Source organism: Vibrio sp. B1FIG11, from assembly GCF_905175335.1.
GTDB lineage: Bacteria > Pseudomonadota > Gammaproteobacteria > Enterobacterales > Vibrionaceae > Vibrio > Vibrio campbellii.
Map to the genome: position 1 here is coordinate 359,234 of NZ_HG992752.1, position 17,160 is coordinate 376,393.

Annotated in this window: 22 protein-coding genes and 1 pseudogene; 12 read left to right on the plus strand and 11 right to left on the minus strand. The window is 46.0% G+C overall.

What is annotated here, in order from left to right:
* Positions 1-2 precede the first annotated feature (2 nt).
* From KHO06_RS18520 to KHO06_RS18535, 4 genes are all read left to right on the plus strand, one after another.
* Positions 3-404 carry a GFA family protein gene (locus KHO06_RS18520; RefSeq protein WP_212583099.1) on the plus strand — a complete coding sequence of 134 codons (402 nt, stop codon included), beginning with the start codon at positions 3-5 and terminating at the stop codon, positions 402-404.
* A 329-nt stretch (positions 405-733) separates the two neighbouring features.
* Complete coding sequence (locus tag KHO06_RS18525) at positions 734-979, plus strand: hypothetical protein (protein ID WP_005432384.1); 246 nt, start codon at positions 734-736, stop codon at positions 977-979.
* A 139-nt stretch (positions 980-1,118) separates the two neighbouring features.
* Positions 1,119-1,571 carry a hypothetical protein gene (locus KHO06_RS18530; RefSeq protein WP_212583100.1) on the plus strand — a complete coding sequence of 151 codons (453 nt, stop codon included), beginning with the start codon at positions 1,119-1,121 and terminating at the stop codon, positions 1,569-1,571.
* A 163-nt stretch (positions 1,572-1,734) separates the two neighbouring features.
* Positions 1,735-2,157, plus strand: a complete 423-nt coding sequence (locus KHO06_RS18535; RefSeq protein ID WP_005432381.1) for a hypothetical protein — start codon at positions 1,735-1,737, stop codon at positions 2,155-2,157.
* A 172-nt stretch (positions 2,158-2,329) separates the two neighbouring features.
* Here the strand turns inward: KHO06_RS18535 and KHO06_RS18540 are convergent, their stop codons facing one another.
* Positions 2,330-3,094, minus strand: coding sequence for a transporter substrate-binding domain-containing protein (locus KHO06_RS18540; RefSeq protein ID WP_050918327.1), 765 nt, complete (start codon positions 3,092-3,094; stop codon positions 2,330-2,332).
* A 185-nt stretch (positions 3,095-3,279) separates the two neighbouring features.
* Here KHO06_RS18540 and KHO06_RS18545 point away from each other — a divergent pair, with 185 nt between their 5' ends.
* From KHO06_RS18545 to KHO06_RS18570, 7 genes and pseudogenes are all read left to right on the plus strand, one after another.
* Entirely contained in the window at positions 3,280-3,495 is a 216-nt protein-coding gene (locus KHO06_RS18545) for a TIGR02450 family Trp-rich protein (RefSeq protein ID WP_005432373.1), read from the plus strand.
* Positions 3,496-3,614: 119 nt separating this feature from the next.
* Positions 3,615-3,992 carry a PH domain-containing protein gene (locus KHO06_RS18550; protein ID WP_005432371.1) on the plus strand — a complete coding sequence of 126 codons (378 nt, stop codon included), beginning with the start codon at positions 3,615-3,617 and terminating at the stop codon, positions 3,990-3,992.
* Between the two features lie 446 nt (positions 3,993-4,438).
* Entirely contained in the window at positions 4,439-5,203 is a 765-nt protein-coding gene (locus KHO06_RS18555; protein ID WP_212583402.1) for a PhzF family phenazine biosynthesis protein, read from the plus strand.
* Positions 5,204-5,322: 119 nt separating this feature from the next.
* Positions 5,323-6,147, plus strand: a complete 825-nt coding sequence (locus tag KHO06_RS18560) for an AraC family transcriptional regulator (protein ID WP_244858445.1) — start codon at positions 5,323-5,325, stop codon at positions 6,145-6,147.
* Positions 6,144-6,353, plus strand: coding sequence for an AraC family transcriptional regulator (locus tag KHO06_RS26595; protein WP_280519531.1), 210 nt, complete (start codon positions 6,144-6,146; stop codon positions 6,351-6,353). The genes KHO06_RS18560 and KHO06_RS26595 overlap by 4 nt, the downstream gene beginning before the upstream one ends.
* 116 nt (positions 6,354-6,469) lie before the next feature.
* Positions 6,470-7,910, plus strand: a pseudogene (locus KHO06_RS18565) (aminotransferase class V-fold PLP-dependent enzyme).
* A gap of 152 nt (positions 7,911-8,062) precedes the next feature.
* The gene (locus tag KHO06_RS18570) at positions 8,063-8,653 is read left to right on the plus strand and encodes a hypothetical protein (protein WP_212583101.1); all 591 of its coding nucleotides are present in this window, start codon (positions 8,063-8,065) and stop codon (positions 8,651-8,653) included.
* A 45-nt stretch (positions 8,654-8,698) separates the two neighbouring features.
* Here KHO06_RS18570 and KHO06_RS18575 read toward each other — a convergent pair whose 3' ends face one another.
* The 9 genes from KHO06_RS18575 to fliD form a co-directional block, all read right to left on the minus strand.
* Positions 8,699-8,986: a hypothetical protein gene (locus KHO06_RS18575; RefSeq protein ID WP_038890666.1), complete on the minus strand. Its 288-nt coding sequence runs from the start codon at positions 8,984-8,986 to the stop codon at positions 8,699-8,701.
* An 86-nt stretch (positions 8,987-9,072) separates the two neighbouring features.
* Positions 9,073-10,065 carry a flagellar motor protein MotB gene (locus KHO06_RS18580; RefSeq protein ID WP_212583102.1) on the minus strand — a complete coding sequence of 331 codons (993 nt, stop codon included), beginning with the start codon at positions 10,063-10,065 and terminating at the stop codon, positions 9,073-9,075.
* A complete protein-coding gene (gene motA, locus KHO06_RS18585; RefSeq protein WP_038890667.1) occupies positions 10,065-10,922 on the minus strand; it encodes a flagellar motor stator protein MotA in 858 nt (285 codons plus the stop codon). The genes KHO06_RS18580 and motA overlap by 1 nt, the downstream gene beginning before the upstream one ends.
* A gap of 10 nt (positions 10,923-10,932) precedes the next feature.
* Positions 10,933-11,661 carry a lateral flagellar system RNA polymerase sigma factor LafS gene (gene lafS, locus KHO06_RS18590; protein ID WP_005432358.1) on the minus strand — a complete coding sequence of 243 codons (729 nt, stop codon included), beginning with the start codon at positions 11,659-11,661 and terminating at the stop codon, positions 10,933-10,935.
* 12 nt (positions 11,662-11,673) lie between these two features.
* Complete coding sequence (locus tag KHO06_RS18595; protein ID WP_005432357.1) at positions 11,674-12,183, minus strand: flagellar basal body-associated FliL family protein; 510 nt, start codon at positions 12,181-12,183, stop codon at positions 11,674-11,676.
* Positions 12,184-12,205: 22 nt separating this feature from the next.
* Positions 12,206-13,261: a flagellar hook-length control protein FliK gene (locus KHO06_RS18600; protein ID WP_212583103.1), complete on the minus strand. Its 1,056-nt coding sequence runs from the start codon at positions 13,259-13,261 to the stop codon at positions 12,206-12,208.
* The gene (locus tag KHO06_RS18605; protein ID WP_038890670.1) at positions 13,258-13,578 is read right to left on the minus strand and encodes a hypothetical protein; all 321 of its coding nucleotides are present in this window, start codon (positions 13,576-13,578) and stop codon (positions 13,258-13,260) included. Before KHO06_RS18605 ends, KHO06_RS18600 begins: the two co-directional genes overlap by 4 nt.
* The gene (gene fliS / locus KHO06_RS18610; RefSeq protein ID WP_038890671.1) at positions 13,562-13,948 is read right to left on the minus strand and encodes a flagellar export chaperone FliS; all 387 of its coding nucleotides are present in this window, start codon (positions 13,946-13,948) and stop codon (positions 13,562-13,564) included. Before fliS ends, KHO06_RS18605 begins: the two co-directional genes overlap by 17 nt.
* 20 nt (positions 13,949-13,968) lie before the next feature.
* Positions 13,969-15,306 (minus strand): flagellar filament capping protein FliD, encoded by a 1,338-nt coding sequence (fliD, locus tag KHO06_RS18615; RefSeq protein WP_212583104.1) that lies wholly within the window; start codon positions 15,304-15,306, stop codon positions 13,969-13,971.
* A gap of 418 nt (positions 15,307-15,724) precedes the next feature.
* Between fliD and KHO06_RS18620 the strand changes: the two genes are divergently transcribed.
* On the plus strand, positions 15,725-16,012 hold the full coding sequence (locus tag KHO06_RS18620) for a hypothetical protein (RefSeq protein WP_005432352.1): 288 nt from the start codon (positions 15,725-15,727) through the stop codon (positions 16,010-16,012).
* A 113-nt stretch (positions 16,013-16,125) separates the two neighbouring features.
* Here KHO06_RS18620 and lafA read toward each other — a convergent pair whose 3' ends face one another.
* Entirely contained in the window at positions 16,126-16,995 is an 870-nt protein-coding gene (lafA, locus tag KHO06_RS18625) for a lateral flagellin LafA (protein WP_005432351.1), read from the minus strand.
* Positions 16,996-17,160 lie beyond the last annotated feature (165 nt).

Here is a 17,160-nt window from a genome sequence, read left to right on the forward strand (position 1 = left end):
AAATGGAAGTACTCAAAGGCTCATGTCTGTGTGGCAAGGTAAAACTCGAAGTGGCGGATGAATTCAAATACATGGGCAATTGTCATTGCTCTGAATGCCGCAAATTTACCGGATCCGATTACTCGTCAGCGGGTGGCGTTGCCTTGGATAAACTGATTGTGATTGAGGGCGCGGAACACATCCAAACCTATCAGAAGAGCGTCAATACCGAACTCTCATTCTGCCGTCACTGCGGCTCTAGCCTTTACTCGAAGAAGAACAACGGTTTAGTGAATGTTCGTCTAGGCATCCTTGATGATACCCCTTGTGACAAACCCAGCTTTCATATTTTTGTGGGTTCTAAAGCACCGTGGAATGAGATTACTGATGACCTTAAGCAATTTGAAGCTGAGCCTAAACTATAAGTTGGTTTAAGGCCGAGCGCTGCGCTAAATTAAAAAGCCTTTAACGTAGAGAGATAGAGCCATTTAAGAGAGTGGCTCTTTTCTTTTTTAAGTCCAACAACATCTTGTCTCTCTTTGTTGGTCAATTTGCAGTCAGAATTTTTGTAACTGTTTTATCTGTAAGTAAACCCGAGTGAAAGTGCGTCTTATATCTAATTTTGAAGGCGAGTGCTTATGATAGGCTCACGTCAATTGAGCAGCATACTCATTGCTATGAAGCACCTTTTTCTCTTTTCATTTCAAAGTGCTGCTCCCTGCATCAATTTATCTCGATACATTAGGACCCAACGATGGCGAAAGCATTAAAAATCGAATCAGGTCGTTACTTAAATATGGATCATGTAGTGACGTTCTCATTAGCGAATGAAACCATTGAAGTTACCTCGACCATTCAAGCGTTTACGTCGATTCATATTGGTATAAAAGGTAAGACAGATTACGCCGATTACTTTGTCTCAATCCAAGAGTTTCATCGAATTAAGCGAGAGCTTTGTGACTATATGGGAATCGACGAACCAACGCTAATAGTTGACTAATCACTCAAAAATTACAACAAAATGACACGTACAGTATGTAATGCTGCAACTTTTAGTCTAACTTTTAACCATCACTGGCTAGGTGAGCAATAACACGGCGGCGAAGATCGTCCGTTAACTAAATACAATAAGGGACATTATGTCTGATAAATATATCTCAATGATCCAGGAGTTTTTTCAGGTCTTTGAAGCTTTGAATCAACATGTCTTTGATTCCTTCGGTGAAATGGCAACGTGGGAAACACAGTTAGTAAGGCTTGATATTGACCAAGGTGATAAGGAGCAGTCGTATGACGTGGCGCAGATTGCGAGCATGCTTAACTTCTCCGAAGACACTGTACAATCATTCCTAGTGGTCTACAGCTTCTTGAGCAACAACCTTTATGATCTCATTGGCAATCGCGAATACGAAGATTGGGGAACAGATGGCAATAGCCTTCAAGTGGAATATTCCGATCTCTCCATCGAATCGTTTGATGCTAACCAAATTGCACCACTTATGGAGCGTCGTGTTTACTTCGAATGGACATTTGAAGCTCTACAGCGCACCTACGATGACATGATGGCAATCAGCCACGGTAGGATTGCCTGATGCGTATAATGTCTTATTAAACACCAAAGCCGCTTTCTAGAGCGGCTTTGTTTTTTAGGGCTGTAAAGCGATTCTGTTTCCTCTTCTTACAACTCTTAAATTAAAATCTCTCGGCTAATCACGTATTGTGATGATTAGCGATTCACTTGTTAGAAGAACAAATATGAAAAAAACAATCTCAACAATGGTTTTGGCAATGGCGTTGGCCGGCTGTGATGACGCAAGCAAAGCCATTGACCAAGCACAAGAAGCCGCAAACAAAGCGATTGATACAGTTCAAGAGCAGATGGAATCGGTAGAAGACGCATTCAACCTTGATCAATTTGGTGACGCTGCTGAATCAGCAGAGGAGTTAGCGGCATCGGTTGAAGAAGCAATGAATGTGGATTTCAGTGATCCGCAGGCCTTAATTGAAGCCAAAGAACACATTGCCAATGCGTACGCTTGTTTGGTGGAGGCGTCTTCTGAATCGACAGTGGATAAGGTGATGGACAAAGTAATGTCATCCATTGGCAGCGAGGAAACTAAATCTCTGATTGAAGAAGGCATTGAGAAAGCACAAGCAGCAAAAGAGTGCGTGATGTAATCGCTCTCAGTGAATCAAACCAATGAAAAAGGGGATAGTGATATCCCCTTTGTTGTTTCTACGCTGTGTTAACTCTGCTCGCTTTTCAGCTCTTGCTGGACGTAATCCATACAAAGCTGCTGAGCTTCCGGTTTGATACTGATTTGCTCGTTCTTTCCTAGGCTTTAGTCCGCTACTTGAGCGAGTTATGGTGCATAAACTGCTCGTCGATGCCTTTGAGTTTCATTTCATCCATGATGAAGTTCACTGTGTTCAACAAACGCTGCTCACCTTTCGGGATCAAGTAGCCAAATTGACCTTTGGTGAACGGGTCTTCACAACGAGCGGCTTCTAAACGTTCATCTGTAACTTGGTAAAACAAACCTTCAGGTGTCTCGGTAACCATCACGTCCACTTTACCTGTTGCGACGGCTTTCGGCACGTCTAAGTTATTTTCGAAACGAGTAAAGCTGGCCTTTTGTAAATTAGCATCGGCGAAGGCTTCGTTTGTGCCACCAATATTCACGCCCACACGCACTGAGGCTTGGTTCACTTTATCTAGGGTATTGTATTGCTCAGCTTTGCCTTTCGCGACTAAGAAGCACTTACCAAATGTCATGTAACCTTGTGTTTGCTCTGCATTCAGTTGGCGTTGCATTTTGCGGGTAATACCGCCCATGGCGATGTCGTACTTGTCTTGGTTTAGATCGGTAAGCAGCGCTTTCCAAGTGGTACGAACGATTTCTAGCTCTACGCCAAGTTCTGCTGCTACGTGCTTAGCGACATCAATATCATAGCCAGAGTAGTTCTTGCCATCGTAGTAAGAAAACGGCTTGTAGTCGCCCGTGGTTCCGACACGTAACGTGCCTGATTTTTGAATATCTTCCAGCTTATCGGCTTGAGCCACGCCGGAAAGCGCCAGTGCTACGGAAGCAAGTAAAAGAGTTGTTTTATTCATAATCATTCTTTTGATGTGTTGTGTTTGTGTGCATGACTCAAAGTAACAGGAAGTGTCAGTAAAACAGATCAAACCAATTGGAAAATACACGATATTGAAGAAAAACTTTCCAATATTAAATGTGATTGCATTTGCGAGTTTATACGTATGAAAAGCAAACTTTTTCTGATGAATGGTAGAGTGTTATGAATCGAGTTCACCCTAAAAAGCTACTGCAAAGCAAATGGACAGCAGCAGAGCCAGTAAACAAAGAAAAGCATTTCATCATTTCAGAAATGGAGTTTGATGAAGAAGGCAACGTAGTGAGGTGCGTTATTGAAGCGGTCATGACGAAGCGAGAACGAGAGTTGGATTGGCACGACTTAAAAGACTCACAAAAATGGCGTCAAGGGTGGAAGTAACCTTGGCGCGAAGACCAAAAATGAGATGGCGTTAGAAAAGTCACCAAAATCAATAGGCTCGCGGTAGAGACTTTGCTATTAATTGATGAAGGTTTTTATTTATGTTCTAAGGGAACGCCATGATCGATTTCGAAAACTCATCGATATTCAAACTCAAGCCGATTGAAACCTCAAAGGTACGTGAGGATTTCCATAAATTCTTAATTGATGGGGAGAGCATTTTTGCAGGTTTCAAAACGGTGCGTGACCAAGTCGTGTTCACCAACAAGCGCGTTATTGCGGCCAATGTGCAAGGGATTACGGGATCAAAAGTCGACTACACTTCTTTGCCATACAGCAAGATCAATGCGTTCTCGATTGAAACATCTGGTACGCTTGATCTGGATTGTGAGATTGAACTATTCCTAAGTGAAGTAGGTCGAGTGCGCTTTGAGATCAGAGGTTCATTCGACTTGGTTTCTTTCAACAAAATGATCAGTGAGCATGTTCTCGCCTAGGCATTTTTACAGTGACTAAAAGACAGGCCAAAGACAAGGAGTCAGTATGGCAGCGCGAAGTGATTTGAAAGAGAAGAAGAGTGAAGGGAATTCAACATCGACTCAACATCTTCTGGCTATATTGGGATTTACGGCCGGTGTGATCTTTTATCTGATGATTCGTTAATCTGAGCTTCGATACTTAACGCTTCAGAATTCAATCACCACCTTCAAGGGGAGCCCTTACGGCTTCCTTTTTCATTCCCCTCATTTGGTTTATACCTTTACAGAGATAAATCGTCGCTTAAGGTCACTTAATGATATGAGCGTGCTTGCGTAATGATTTGTCGCACGATATTTTCACCTTCTGTTAGGTAAAAGTAGCATTTCCATCGTTTAGGGATGTTTGCTATTACCGAGCAATTTGATGTTTGAATGGCGATATGAGGTGAGTTATCGATACCCAAATTTATGATGTATTCTGCTCTGAGGATGCGCAAGGTAATCCTTGTGGCGTGGTGTTTTTGTCTGAGTGGTTGAGTGACTCAGAGATGTTGGAGATAACTCAAAGTATCGGCCAACCTATCACCTCATTCCTTTGTTGTGTGGATGGGCGTTGGTGGATTCGTTGGTTTTCTTTGGCCAGTGAAATCAACTTGTGTGGTCATGGCAGTATGGGCGCTGGCGCGGCGTTGATTACTCATCTAAACCAACGCTCTGTTAAGTTGCACAGTAATTATGGGGACATCACCATTGCTAAGCATGGCACTCAGTACCAAATGGCTTTGCCTGTATGGGATGCCAGTCCTGTTCCTGCCAGTTTAGATTTACAGTTATTAAACATAGAGCAATCTGGTGTGCAAGTGTTAGATGTTGTCACTACCCGAGATCTTGTGGTGGTGTTAGCGTCTGAGCAGCAAGTGAAACAGTACCAGCCGGATTTTGAGCGCCTATGCCAAATCCGAGACTTTCATGCTGTGATGGTCACCGCTCAAAGTGGGCCTAACGATTATGTTTTGCGTTACTTTGCGCCAAAAATCGGCATCAATGAGGATATCGCAACAGGGTCAGCACAGTGCTCACTCGCTCCCTATTGGTTTAAGAAGTTGGATGTAGATAACCTCAATGCGAGTCAACTTTCCTCAAAAGGCGGCTTTTTCCAAGTCGCGAAACTCAGCTCTGACACGTTAGTGATATCTGCATCAGCGCGATTAAGAGAGCAGTATAGCTAACGAGGTACTCCAAGAAGAACCACAAAAAGCGCAATGATCTCATTGTCGCCAAATGACAAGACAAGGCGCTTTCTTTTCTTTACCTTCCAACCAAACTCAATGTGGTAAGGAGAAAGATTATGGTGGGTTCATTCAAGGGCGTTCCGTTAGTCAGGGCGACATGTGCCCATGGTTTAGGTGAGCTTTTCAAAGAGCTTGATATTGACACTCATCAATTGATTCAAGTAACCGGAGCCCCAGATGATGTTCAAAAAAGAGAGTTCGAGTTCCTACCTGAAACGACATTAAAAAATCTCATTTTGACATTTGGAGAGTCTTGCTCGACAGAAGATTTTATCCTTACAATTTGGACTAAGTGCCGAGAGCTCTATATACCAAAGGTATTGGAGTACTTACATCTCGTACCAAGCATGACAGTGGCTGACGCCATTGAGGCCTTCTGTCGATTCATCCGACAATACTCCAACAATGCTCAATTTTGTCTTGAGAGATACCATCATCATACTTGGTTTGCGCGGTACAAAGAGGGGGAAAACGAGCCGTGGTATAAGTATGCGGAGGTGTTCAGTATCATTTTTATGGATGAATTGGTCGCCGCACTTTCAAACTCTCGTCAAAAAACCATGAATGTGAGTTTGAAAAGCACTGAGATGGAGCCGTTTTTCACCTGTCCGCAGCTCCTACATATTCAGTTTTATACCAATCGTGCTGCAACCGGTATTCAGCTTGATGGTGCGATCCTGAACAAAGCGATTTTTATGCCCAAAAAACAAAGACGGGAGAGGGCAGCTACGCTTTGTGAGTCCCAGAGTCTTTTCTATCTTCGTTTCGATTTGCAATTCAGCCTTATATCTCTGGTGGCCGACTTTCTATTCTCGATGCGGAACGTATTCTGGGGGTTCCGAAGCGGACTCTACAACGACGCTTGCACAAGGAAGGAGTGACCTATAGTCAGATTGTTGAAGAGCTGCTATTGGATAGAAGTCTGCAATTATTGAGAAACTCTCGCTTGTCTATTACAGCTATTGCATCTTCTTTGGGTTATACCGATACAGCAAACTTTACTCGATTCATTCGTCGAAGAGTGGGCATGACCCCTTCAGCCTATCGAAAGCTTAACTCTTCGGCGTCAGACATAGTAATAACCTGAGATGCTGCGTTTCATCACGGCCACAACTTGTTCCATTTGATGGCACAGGATGACAAGTTATATTTCTCTCGATCAATAAGATGAAGGGCATTGAAACTAAAGAGAGAGAAACGAATATGTCCCATCGATTCCACGAATACCGTTCACCACTTTCCCAGTCCTTTGAGCACGCGGTTGAATATTTAGAATCACTAAATGAACGACCAGTAGACAAGTGCGTGACGTCTCAGGAGTTGAGAAAGGCCATTGGGGGAACACTTCCAACGACACCAACAGATCCATCCACTGTGATTAACGAGATGGTAAAAAATGTTGATGCAGGTCTTATCGCAACAGGTGGTCCGCGTTTCTTTGGTTATGCTATTGGTAGTTCTTTTCCTGCTTCTTTGGCGGCAGATTGGTTGGTGAGTGCGTGGGACCAAAACGTCCCGTACTACGTTGCTAGTCCTGCGCTATCAGTGGTTGAAGAGACCGCCGCTGAGTGGATGACTCAACTGCTTGGTTTGGCTCCCAACTGTGGCATTGGCTTTACCTCTGGCGCGCAGGAGGCAATTTACACCAGTCTTATCACAGCCCGTAATGCGCTCTTGCAACGTGCTGGTTGGGATGTTGCCAACCAAGGCATGTACGGTGCACCACGTATTAATGTGGTTGTCAGTGACCAAATCCACTCAACGATTAAGCGAGCACTTTCGATGATTGGCATCGGTTTGGAAAACATTGTTAAGGTGCCGACCGACGACAATTTACGCATCATTCCAGACAATCTAATGGAAACGATCACCGCACTGGAAGGCCCAACGTTAGTTTGTGCGCAAGCAGGTTGTATCGACTCTGGTGCTTTCGACCCTTTCCACGCGCTTGCTGACGCTGTCGCTGCGCATGGTAATGCATGGCTACACGTTGATGGTGCGATTGGTCTATGGGCAGCAGCAAGTGCCAAACATCGTTACCTGCTTGATGGTATTGAGCGGGTAGATTCGATTGATACCGATGGCCATAAATGGTTCAACATGCCATATGACTCAGGCATGGTCATCGTAAAAGATGCAGGCTTGCTTTCTCAAGCCATGGGGGGGGAGCAATATGGGGGATTACCTCAATGATGCAATGGACAAGCCTGATCGTAATGCGATCAACTTTGGTATTGGTGCTTCGCGACGTGCGCGCGGCGTGCCAGTGTACGCTGCGTTTAAGTCGCTAGGTAAGCAAGGCATTGAAGAACACGTTGATCGTTGTACTTTGCTGGCACAACACATGGCAGAAAGACTTTCAACGGTAGATGGCATTACTATTTTGAATGATGTGGTGTCTAATTGCTTCTCAGCACAATTTGGTGAAGGGGATGAGGCATATCGGAATGAACTGACGGCGCGTGTGGTTCATCGATTGCAGCAAGAAGGAACGCTTTACCCTTCTACTTCGGGTTACAAAGGGCTGAAAACTATGTTGTTCTCAGTACTAAGTTGTCATACCTGCTTGGAAGATATTGAACTATCAGCTGAGAAGATCATTGAAGCTTATCTGACTGAAAATGAGCTAATGAACGCTGAATAAAGCCAGTGGCTTTGCTTCCTAAATGAAAACCCAGCCTCGACGCTGGGTTTTTTATTTGTGGTCGATTTCTTTAGGCATGCAATGACAATTAATCAGTCTTTGCTTTCCTTATTCTTTTTGAATCACTTCTCCGATTCAATAAGGATTCAGATATGAAATCAAAACCACTCACTCTTCTCTTTGGATTATTCATTTCCTTTGGGCTAGCTATGCTTAATGGCTGCTCAAGTGCGACGCCCATAGATAGTCACCTCATCAGTGCCTCGGGGTTAGATACAGCCTTCTTAATAAGTAAAAAGGCTAGCTTGTTAGGGGAGATGGAGTATTCCAAAGCAGACACCAAAAGTAATGCTGCGCTTAATCAAACCCAAACCAGTATCAAAGTATTTAAAGATGACCAAAACACACTAACACTGGCCCAAGTAAAGAGCTGCAACAATTGCAATTATCAGCTAGAACGTAGACAGAAAGGTGTATTGTTTCCCGTTGGTGGTGAAAACCAACACACTTACATCGGTAGAAAGAAGTTAGAAGACTTGTACTCGGAGCATCCGGTTTATGTGGACAAGATTCGTTCTTTTATCACAGCTAACCCATCGCTAGAAGCGCATGAAGAAGCGTGTCTTGACGTGCTAGCTATCTACTCAAAAACCAGTCGTATCGAGGTTGGAACCATCACCAGTTGTGCAACGCCGCTAAAAAGTCATTCGATTAAAAATGTGCAAATGGTGCCTCTAAGCTAGCGTTTCTGCTGGATGGGCAAAAGTGTAATCGCATCATGCTTGAAGTTACACCAGAAAGAAAAAATACAGGAAGCAGACGAACGCCAGTAGCGTCGCTGAAAGTACAGGATAGATGATGTAAGAATCATGGTTGCTGGTACGCTGGTAGCAGAACGAAACCAGCAAGATATTATAAACCACGAGCAGTAGGCTAATCATGGTGCCGCTGTTGAGGTTGAGACTTGATAGTTGAGTGAGAAAAAATGTCAGCAACAGGTAGTCGAAAATGATCAGCCAGAGAAAGGCTTTTTTGAGTGAGTCATTTTTTGATTTATTGGGCGCAGGTACGGACATATCGAACTCAACTACACAAATTTCAGCAATATTATCGTTGGGGAAAAGGTCACGCAGAGGGTAGAAACTGGTGACCTTTTAAGGGGTTATAGGTCTTGAATCTGAGGTTTGGTATCGTCAGGTTCGACCGAGTAACGAATCACTTCTTGCCTAATCACTGGCTGGTTAAACTCTGCTTGTTGTTTGGCTTTTTGTAGCTCACTGCCTTCTTGGTTGCCGAAGAAGGTTTCCAAAACTTGTGCTGCTGGTGTGGTCAGAATGAATAACTCAATTCGGCGGTTCTCGCTAGAGTCGGGCTCTTCTGGGTTAAGCAAGGCACGATCTGACATCCCAGTCACTTGCATAACGCGATCGTCTGGCATGCCACCTTCCACCAAGGTATTTCTTGCCACATCGGCACGAGACGCGGATAGCGCCCAGTTTGATTGTCGACCAAAACGCTTTTTGAACGGTGTCGAATCGGTATGGCCACTGATGATCAATGGGTTGCTGATGCGTTCGAAAACGGGAGCAAGCGCAAGTAACAAATCCTCAAAGAAAGGGGTTAATTCTGCGCCGCCACGGCTGAACATGTGTTGCTTGTAATCATCTTGCAGCACAATGCGCAGACCTTGCGGGGTAATGGTGACATTAACGTTACCCTGCGCGCTGATTTGCCCGACGACTTCGTCAATCACTTTGGCCAGCAGAGCGAGTTGCTCTTGGGTATCGAAGTTGCCTGGGATAAGCGAGTCAATCTCTGGGCCATCGCCGTCACCTTGGAAGAAAGAGCTGACGACGTGGTTAGAGTTGTGCTTACTTGGCACAGAAGAGTCCTGTGCCAGGTCGATAGGAGAGATACTTTGCGAGGTATCGAAAGGGTTACCGTAGCTCTTGACAAAAACGCTCGAACTATGAAGGTGCGCCACAATGGCTTTGCGCTCTTCCTTGTCGACCACTTGCATGACCCAAAGGACAAGAAACAGCGCCATCAACGCGATCATGAAGTCGGCAAACGCGACCTTCCACGCGCCACCATGAAACTCGTCATGGTTATGTGCTTTCGCGCGTTTGAACACCACATGCTCTTGTTTTTGCATTATCCCTCCTGTTCAGCTAGCCACTTCTCCATTTGGTTGAAAGTTGGTTTGATGTCTAACTGAATGTGTTTACGGCCAGCGTCGATAGCGAGCAATGTTGGTTTCTTCGCTACGTAAGCAACCAAAGTGGCGCGTACACACTCGAAAGCCGTCATGTTTCGTCTAACTCGTTGAGCCATGGCGTTACTGAGTGGATCTAAACAACAGTAACAACCGAAAATACCAATGAATGTACCAACGAGGGCGGCGGCAACGTGATAACCAATCAGTGCAATTGAGCCGTCAATGGCTTGCATGGTGATGATGATGCCACCGACTGCCGCAAGAATACCGAACCCAGGAAGAGCCTCTGCCGTGCGCTGCATAGAGCGTGAAGGCAAAAGCATCTCGGTTTGAATCGCTTCGATTTCTTGTTCTAACAGTCCCTCTAATTCATGAGGCGACATTTGTCCCATTGCCATTAAACGTAAATTGTCGGTAATGAAAGAAATTAGACGATGATCGTTACTGACTTTTGGATAAGCGAGGAAAATAGAGCTCTGCTCTGGTGATTCAATGTGCGAATCGAGAAATTTAAAACCGCGGCTGCGTGCGGTTTCGAGTAGGTTATTAAGCAGCGCCATCAGCTCCATATAGTACTCATACTCTTGACGTGGGCCAGAGATGGTCGCACGTACTTGCTGACGCATTTCTTTTAACACTTGTGGCGGGTTGCCAATGATCAGTGAACCTGCTGCCGCACCGATGATGATCAAGAACTCGGCTGGCTGCCAGATAGCGCCGAGTTTACCGCCTGCCCACATGTATCCGCCGAAGACACACATCAGTACGGTAATGGCTCCAAAAAACTTTTGCATTTTGTGACTCCTAAGAGGACATTAATTGGTTGAGTTGTTTAAGCGCTTGTTTGTGCAACTGACAGATGCGAGGTGGTGTCAGATCGAGCACGAGCGCGATTTCATGGAGGTTGAGTTCATGCTGATAGAACAAGGTGAGCAACAGTTGGTCACGTTTCGACATTTTGCCCAGCGCAGTGTCTAAGCTGCGGCGAATGTGCTCATGTTCCATGCCGTCATATTGGCCGCCAAAGTGGCTGTCTCCGCCAGTTTCCATCAATTGGTCGAGGCTTTGCATTTCGCCCGCGAGTGCGGCGTTTTGGCGGTTATAGTAGTCTTGCTCATCCGTACCTAGCGCTTTGATGATTTCAGCATCGGTGGGCATTCTGCCCAGCGCCCGAGTAAGATCTCGTGTCACATCGTTAAGCTCATGCGCCTGTTGGCGGGTTTTGCGTGAGCGCCAATCCAAACGACGAAGCTCGTCCAAAATCGCGCCACGAACACGACAAACGGCAAAAGCGGGGAAGTGTGGGTCATCCACATCCCCATAACGACGTCCAGCTTCGACAAGCGCTATCAAACCAATTTGCTGCATGTCTTCAATACTGCAATGAGAGGTCGCGTGAACGCGCAGTTGGTTGACCACGCGTTTAACCATGACTTGATGACGTTGCAGCAAGGCATTTTCATCAATCGGGCGCGACGGCGTATTCACTTCCTCCGTCGCGGTATAACTTTCCTGTAAGTTCATCTCCAACATGGCTGTGCTCCGTTATTGCACAACGTACTTGGTTAGCAGAACGTCATCGATATCACGAACGATGTCGGTTTTTGCGAACGCAAGCAGCAGAGTCTCTTTGACTTCGCTTTGCAGGATATCAATGGCACCCGCCTGCTGAAGCTCATCAAAGGTTTTGTCGCTGAACAGTTTTAGCAGCGAGTTTTGAACCATCGGCATGTAAGCATCAATATCCTTAATGCGCTCTGGGCGGCGTGTTTCCACCGCAAGTTCTAACATCACAAAATGAGTTTGCTTCTTGCCTTTGATGGTCAGCACCACTTTATCTAATGGATGAAAGCTTGGGCCTTTTGTTGTTGGTTGTTCAGAAGTTAGGAATGCCAGCGGTGAGTCCTCCAAGAAGGCGCTAACGCTGGATTCTGACGATGAAGACTCTGAACTTTTGTTGAGGTACCAAATACCGCCGACCACAGTGGCAGCGGAAACGAGGGCACTGGTGATGATCATGGTGATAAACAGGGCGATCATTTGTTGTTTGGTCATAACCTTTTTCCTCGATGATTCATTAGGCTTGAGTGTTCAGCCAATGCTCTGAATAGTTTGTTGTTGTATTAGATTGAAAGGCGTTGGTTTCACGCGCGGCGAAGACGGTTACTTCTTCTTGAGAGCCGTCATGAGAATGTCGCTCTTGACCTTGATCTGAGCCGACGTTGACGTCTACGTGAACGAAGTTCTGCTCTTGTAGTTCAATTCGAAGGCGCTCAGATACCTGCATTAAGGCTTCACGAGTTGCGGCAGTATTGGCGTTGATCTGTACGCTCAGGCGGTCACCTTCCACGCGTACCAATAAATCCAATTTGCCTAACTCTGGTGGGTCGAGACGGATTTTGGCTTCTTGTAGGTTTTGCTGAGCTTGTAATGTCACGCGATCTTGCAGCACTTGCATCATCTGCTCGCCCCATCTACCAGAGCTGGTATCCACGCGAACCGCCGCCCACTCCGCACCTTGAGCTTGAGTTGCTGCAAGCGGTGAGGTTGGATTTGAATGTTGAGCGGTTGGTGTCTGCGATTGCGTGTTGACTGCGAATACTTGCCCATGAGCAGGTTGATTCAGCAACGTTTGCAAATCAGAAGCAGAAACTTTAAGTGAATTTACCGCGCTCGCTTGCACACCACTTTGGTTTTCTTGCGCAGGGGCAGTAAGCATTGGGTTGGCTTGAGCGCCCATGTTTGCACTTTGCGATGTGTTATTTGCCGACACTTGTGCAAGCTGGTTGGTATCGCCTTGCTTAGTGGCCGCCTTACTGATTCCCTGCATGAGAGCTTGCGCTTGGGTGGCCAGATTCACCTCTGATGAAGCATTACCTAGTAACGTTTCGTCAGAGGTGTCTTCTGTGTGGAGCTCTGGTGAGCTGGCGTCAGGTCGGATCACTTCCGCCGGTGAGGCTTGCGTATTTAAGCGAAATCCGGCAACGGTGATAGGCGCGTTGGTTTGGCCCTGTTGAGTGACCGTGGCTGAATTTGCTGGTGAAACGCCTTGCTCTGAACGAGCGTGAGAGATCTTCCCAGCGGCTGTCGATTGAGAAGGTGAACTCGCAGGTATTGAGTTGGTAACCATCATTGCGTTAGCTCCATCGTCATCGCAAGTTGATATGCCATGGCTCGTTCTTGTTGGTCGTTCACCATGTTCATCTCCTGCTGTAGTTCGCTGGTGGCTTTCTCAAGCGCAGCAAACGCAGTAGCATGCACCGCTTTTGCTCGCTGGATTTCCGGTGCGAGTTTCGGATCTTTCAAGAAAGGCTTATGGCTGATAAGCAGTTCTCGCAACTGTAAGTCGTAGCGTTTGAGTGCTTGCCAATCGGCCGTTTTAGTGGCGATTTGGATCAGTTTTGATAAGTGGCGAAATCGCTCCGGCGACACTTTATGCTTGCTGTCCAAAGTTCATCCATCCTTCTCGAATGTTACCCATTACGCGCTCTACATTGTCTAAACGTGTCGCATCGTTCTGTACGCTGGTGTAATACAATTCGACTTGGCAGAAGTCGTAGAGCTGACGTAAGTTCTCAGCGATCTCACCGCCATTCTCTTCATCCAATGCGCTGCTTAATCCGATAAGGATGTTCATGCACTTGTTAATGCCAATTCCTTTCTCAGCAAGACGATTGGCAGCCAAATGGCCGCGGACACGTTCAATTTCATCGAGCAACCCGTCGATCAGCATGACAACGAGTTGGTGTGGGTTGGCGGATGCTGCTTGAGCATCCAGATCGACCTGTTGGTATGAGTCGTAGCCGGAATCCATTAGCATAAGTACTTCTCCTAAAAGCGTTAGCCAAACATCGACATGGTTTGGTTCATTTGCGTCATTAAGGTGTTCATTTGAGTGAATTGTTTTAGATAGCGGTTGTAAGACATCTCGTACTTGCGTTCTAAGGTTGTCTGCTTATCTTCAATTCGGTCCAGATTGGCTTGTAGTGCGTCTTTACGAGAATTGAATGTGCCAGACGAGAACTTCAAAAACGGTTCTGCCATGTCATCGAGCGAGTCTAGCAGGGCGCCATCGCCGTTAAACATTGATTCGAGTGCAGCGCTATTGTTCTTTTGTGCTTCTGTAAATTTGTCTTGGTCGACTTTCATTTTGCCGTCGCGATCAAGAGTGATGCCGACTTCGCTCAAACGCATTCCGCCATGCTCGCCGCGCACTAAGCTGGTTAATTGGCTTTCGATAGAGCGTAAGGTAGGGTCACTGGCCAGTACGCCACGTGATTTATCTTCTCCACCAATTTGGGTGTATTCATCGATGGTAGAAACCAGAGCGTTGTAAGCTTCAACAAACTTATCAAGTTGTTCTTTAGTGCCTTCGCTGTCTGCGCCTACGTCCATTGAGATAGGGGCTTCACCGGAGGTTTGCGCTTTGGTGACCGTGATGTCGACACCATCGATCACACCTTCAAAGGTATTGCTTGAGTTAGTCAGTTGCAGCCCTGTACCTTCCGCGCCAAGCCAGATAACAGCATCTTGTGGTTTACTGATTTCTGTTGTATTGGTGAATGCATCTTCAAACCAAGCTTGTCCTGTTCCCGTCGCACTGACATTGATGGTGTTTGCTACGCCTGTCTCGGTACTGGAGAGCATGAAGTGTGTTTGGCCATTTGAACGCACAAGCGTGGCATTCACGCCTGGGTTATCAGGGTTGTTGTTGATTGCGCTGACTAGGTCCGTTACGGTCGCTTTGCCATCGCCGTCAGTATCCACCGTCGACATATCTAAAGTCATGGTTTCACCATTGATGGTGAACTCTAACGTACCGGTAGTTGGGACCTCTGTAGTCGCCTCCAAGTCTGCAGGCATACCCGTAGAAATCTGATGTGAAGTGGCGACTTGCTCAACGAAAACCTGGTAGTTACCGACTAATGCGTTGGCATCGGCACTTGCGGTGAAAAAGCCGTCTTGAGAGGTCGTTGCGGTATTTTTGATGATACTGCTTGTGCTGCTGTTCATCTCATTAACCGCAGTTCGGAAGTCACGCAATGCACTTTCCACTTTGCCTAGAGCGGTAAGTTGCGCTTGGTATCGATCGGCCTGCATTTGGTAACGTTGCTGAAATGGCTGAACGTCTAACGTGGCGAACTGGGTTGCCATGGTAATTGGATCTAACGAACTCATGAGGTCGCTCCCTCTCTCATCTGTATTTGGCTTTTCTATGCCAGTAATAAATACTCAATCGCAAGATGTGTGCCTGATATCTATACCTATATAAAACAGTATCTTACGTTCTATTTTGTGTATTGGGAGGAAGCGGATTTTCCACCTTGCTGGTTCCGCTTTCCCCTTGATAGCTAAAGGGGTTCCCAAATAAAAAAGGCGACCAAAAGTGGTGAAAGATTTAATGCAATGGAGGGAAGACAGAAGAGGTATGTAGCGATACGCATCATGCGAAAGTTTAGGCGTTTACTGCTAAGGGATTCAGATTTTTCTGATCCTGTTTGAATGCAAAGGTTTGCTATCTTATGCCCCTGCAATTTTTGTGGTTGCTAGCAGCTGGCTATTCTCCCTAATTCGACTAAAAAAAAGAACGACAATAATGAATGACTTTGTTTTACGACTGATGAAGTGTGCCCGTGCATATGAGGCTTTCATTGGCACTAAACTGCGCAGTAAACAGAACATTAATGCCGAGGAACTGGCGAACATTCGTGTAGAGGCGCTCTCTCGATTTCCAGAGCTCAAAGCGTATGAGCCACATCGAGGTGTGGAATCTGCCGAGCTGGAGCTGTTCAACAAAGTTCTACATAACACCATGCTGAAAGCAGGCTTTCGCATTCCTTCTAGCCACACCAACGAAGCCACTTCTATCTATATCCGTCGCTAGAACGCTTTTCTAAACGCTTTTTCAGACAAAGAAAAGCCTCCCGTATGAAGGGGAGGCTGTGAGCTTTCAGACGAACTAAATTTTGCGCGTTGTTAGCGAATAGAAAGGTTCTATTAACGCAGTAGCGACATTGCCATGCCTGGCAGCTGGTTAGTCTGAGAAAGAACCGTTGTACCAGCTTGCATTAGCATTTGGTTCTTAGTCATGTTTGAAGATTCAACAGCAAAGTCTGCGTCAGTGATACGGCCTTTCGCAGCAGATGTGTTTTCAACCATGTTGCCTAGGTTTGTCATTGTGTGCTCAAGACGGTTGATGTTCGCACCCAGTGCTGAACGTGCAGTACCGATTTGACCTAGAAGACCTGCATCACCCGTTGCGCCTGTTAGTGCTGTCATTGCAGTTTGCGCGTTTGCTTCAGATGTTAGGTCACCCACAGCTAGTGCACCAGATGTACCGATTGACGCGTTGATTGCTTGCACTTCCGCAGAAACGTCTACTGCTAGTTGTTCACCCGCTTGAGTACCAATTTGGAAGTTAACCGCTGCCGCACCAAATGTACCAGCATCTTGCAGAAGCTTGTTACCACCAAAACTTGTTGAATCCATAATGTTCGCAAGCTCTTCACCTAGTTGCTGGTACTCAGCGTTTAGTGCAGTACGGTCGTTTGCTGATACTGAACCGTTCGAAGCTTGTGTTGCTAGGTCGTTCATGCGGTATACGATGTTTGTCATTTCATCCATCGCGCCTTCCGCTGTTTGCATCATTGAGATGCCGTCTTGCGAGTTACGCATTGCAACGCTCATGCCGCGAGTTTGAGACTCAAGACGGGTAGCAATTTGTAGACCTGCTGCATCGTCTGCTGCTGAGTTGATACGGTAACCCGTGCTCAAACGTTCCATTGACGTGTTCAGAAGGTTACTTGTATTGTTCAGCGTGTTCTGAGTTACAAGCGATGCGAAGTTAGTATGCATAGATAAAGCCATCTTGGTCTCCTTAGTTTTTCACTATTCTTTCAGGCTTCGGGATTCTCCCTTGCTCACTAACTAGAGGCGGTCGGTTGGTTTTAATGATTAATTGGAAATTTAAAAATTTTGCCAAAATCGCCAATTTTGATGATTTTTGGTGATGTCTATTCCAGAAAATTCGCA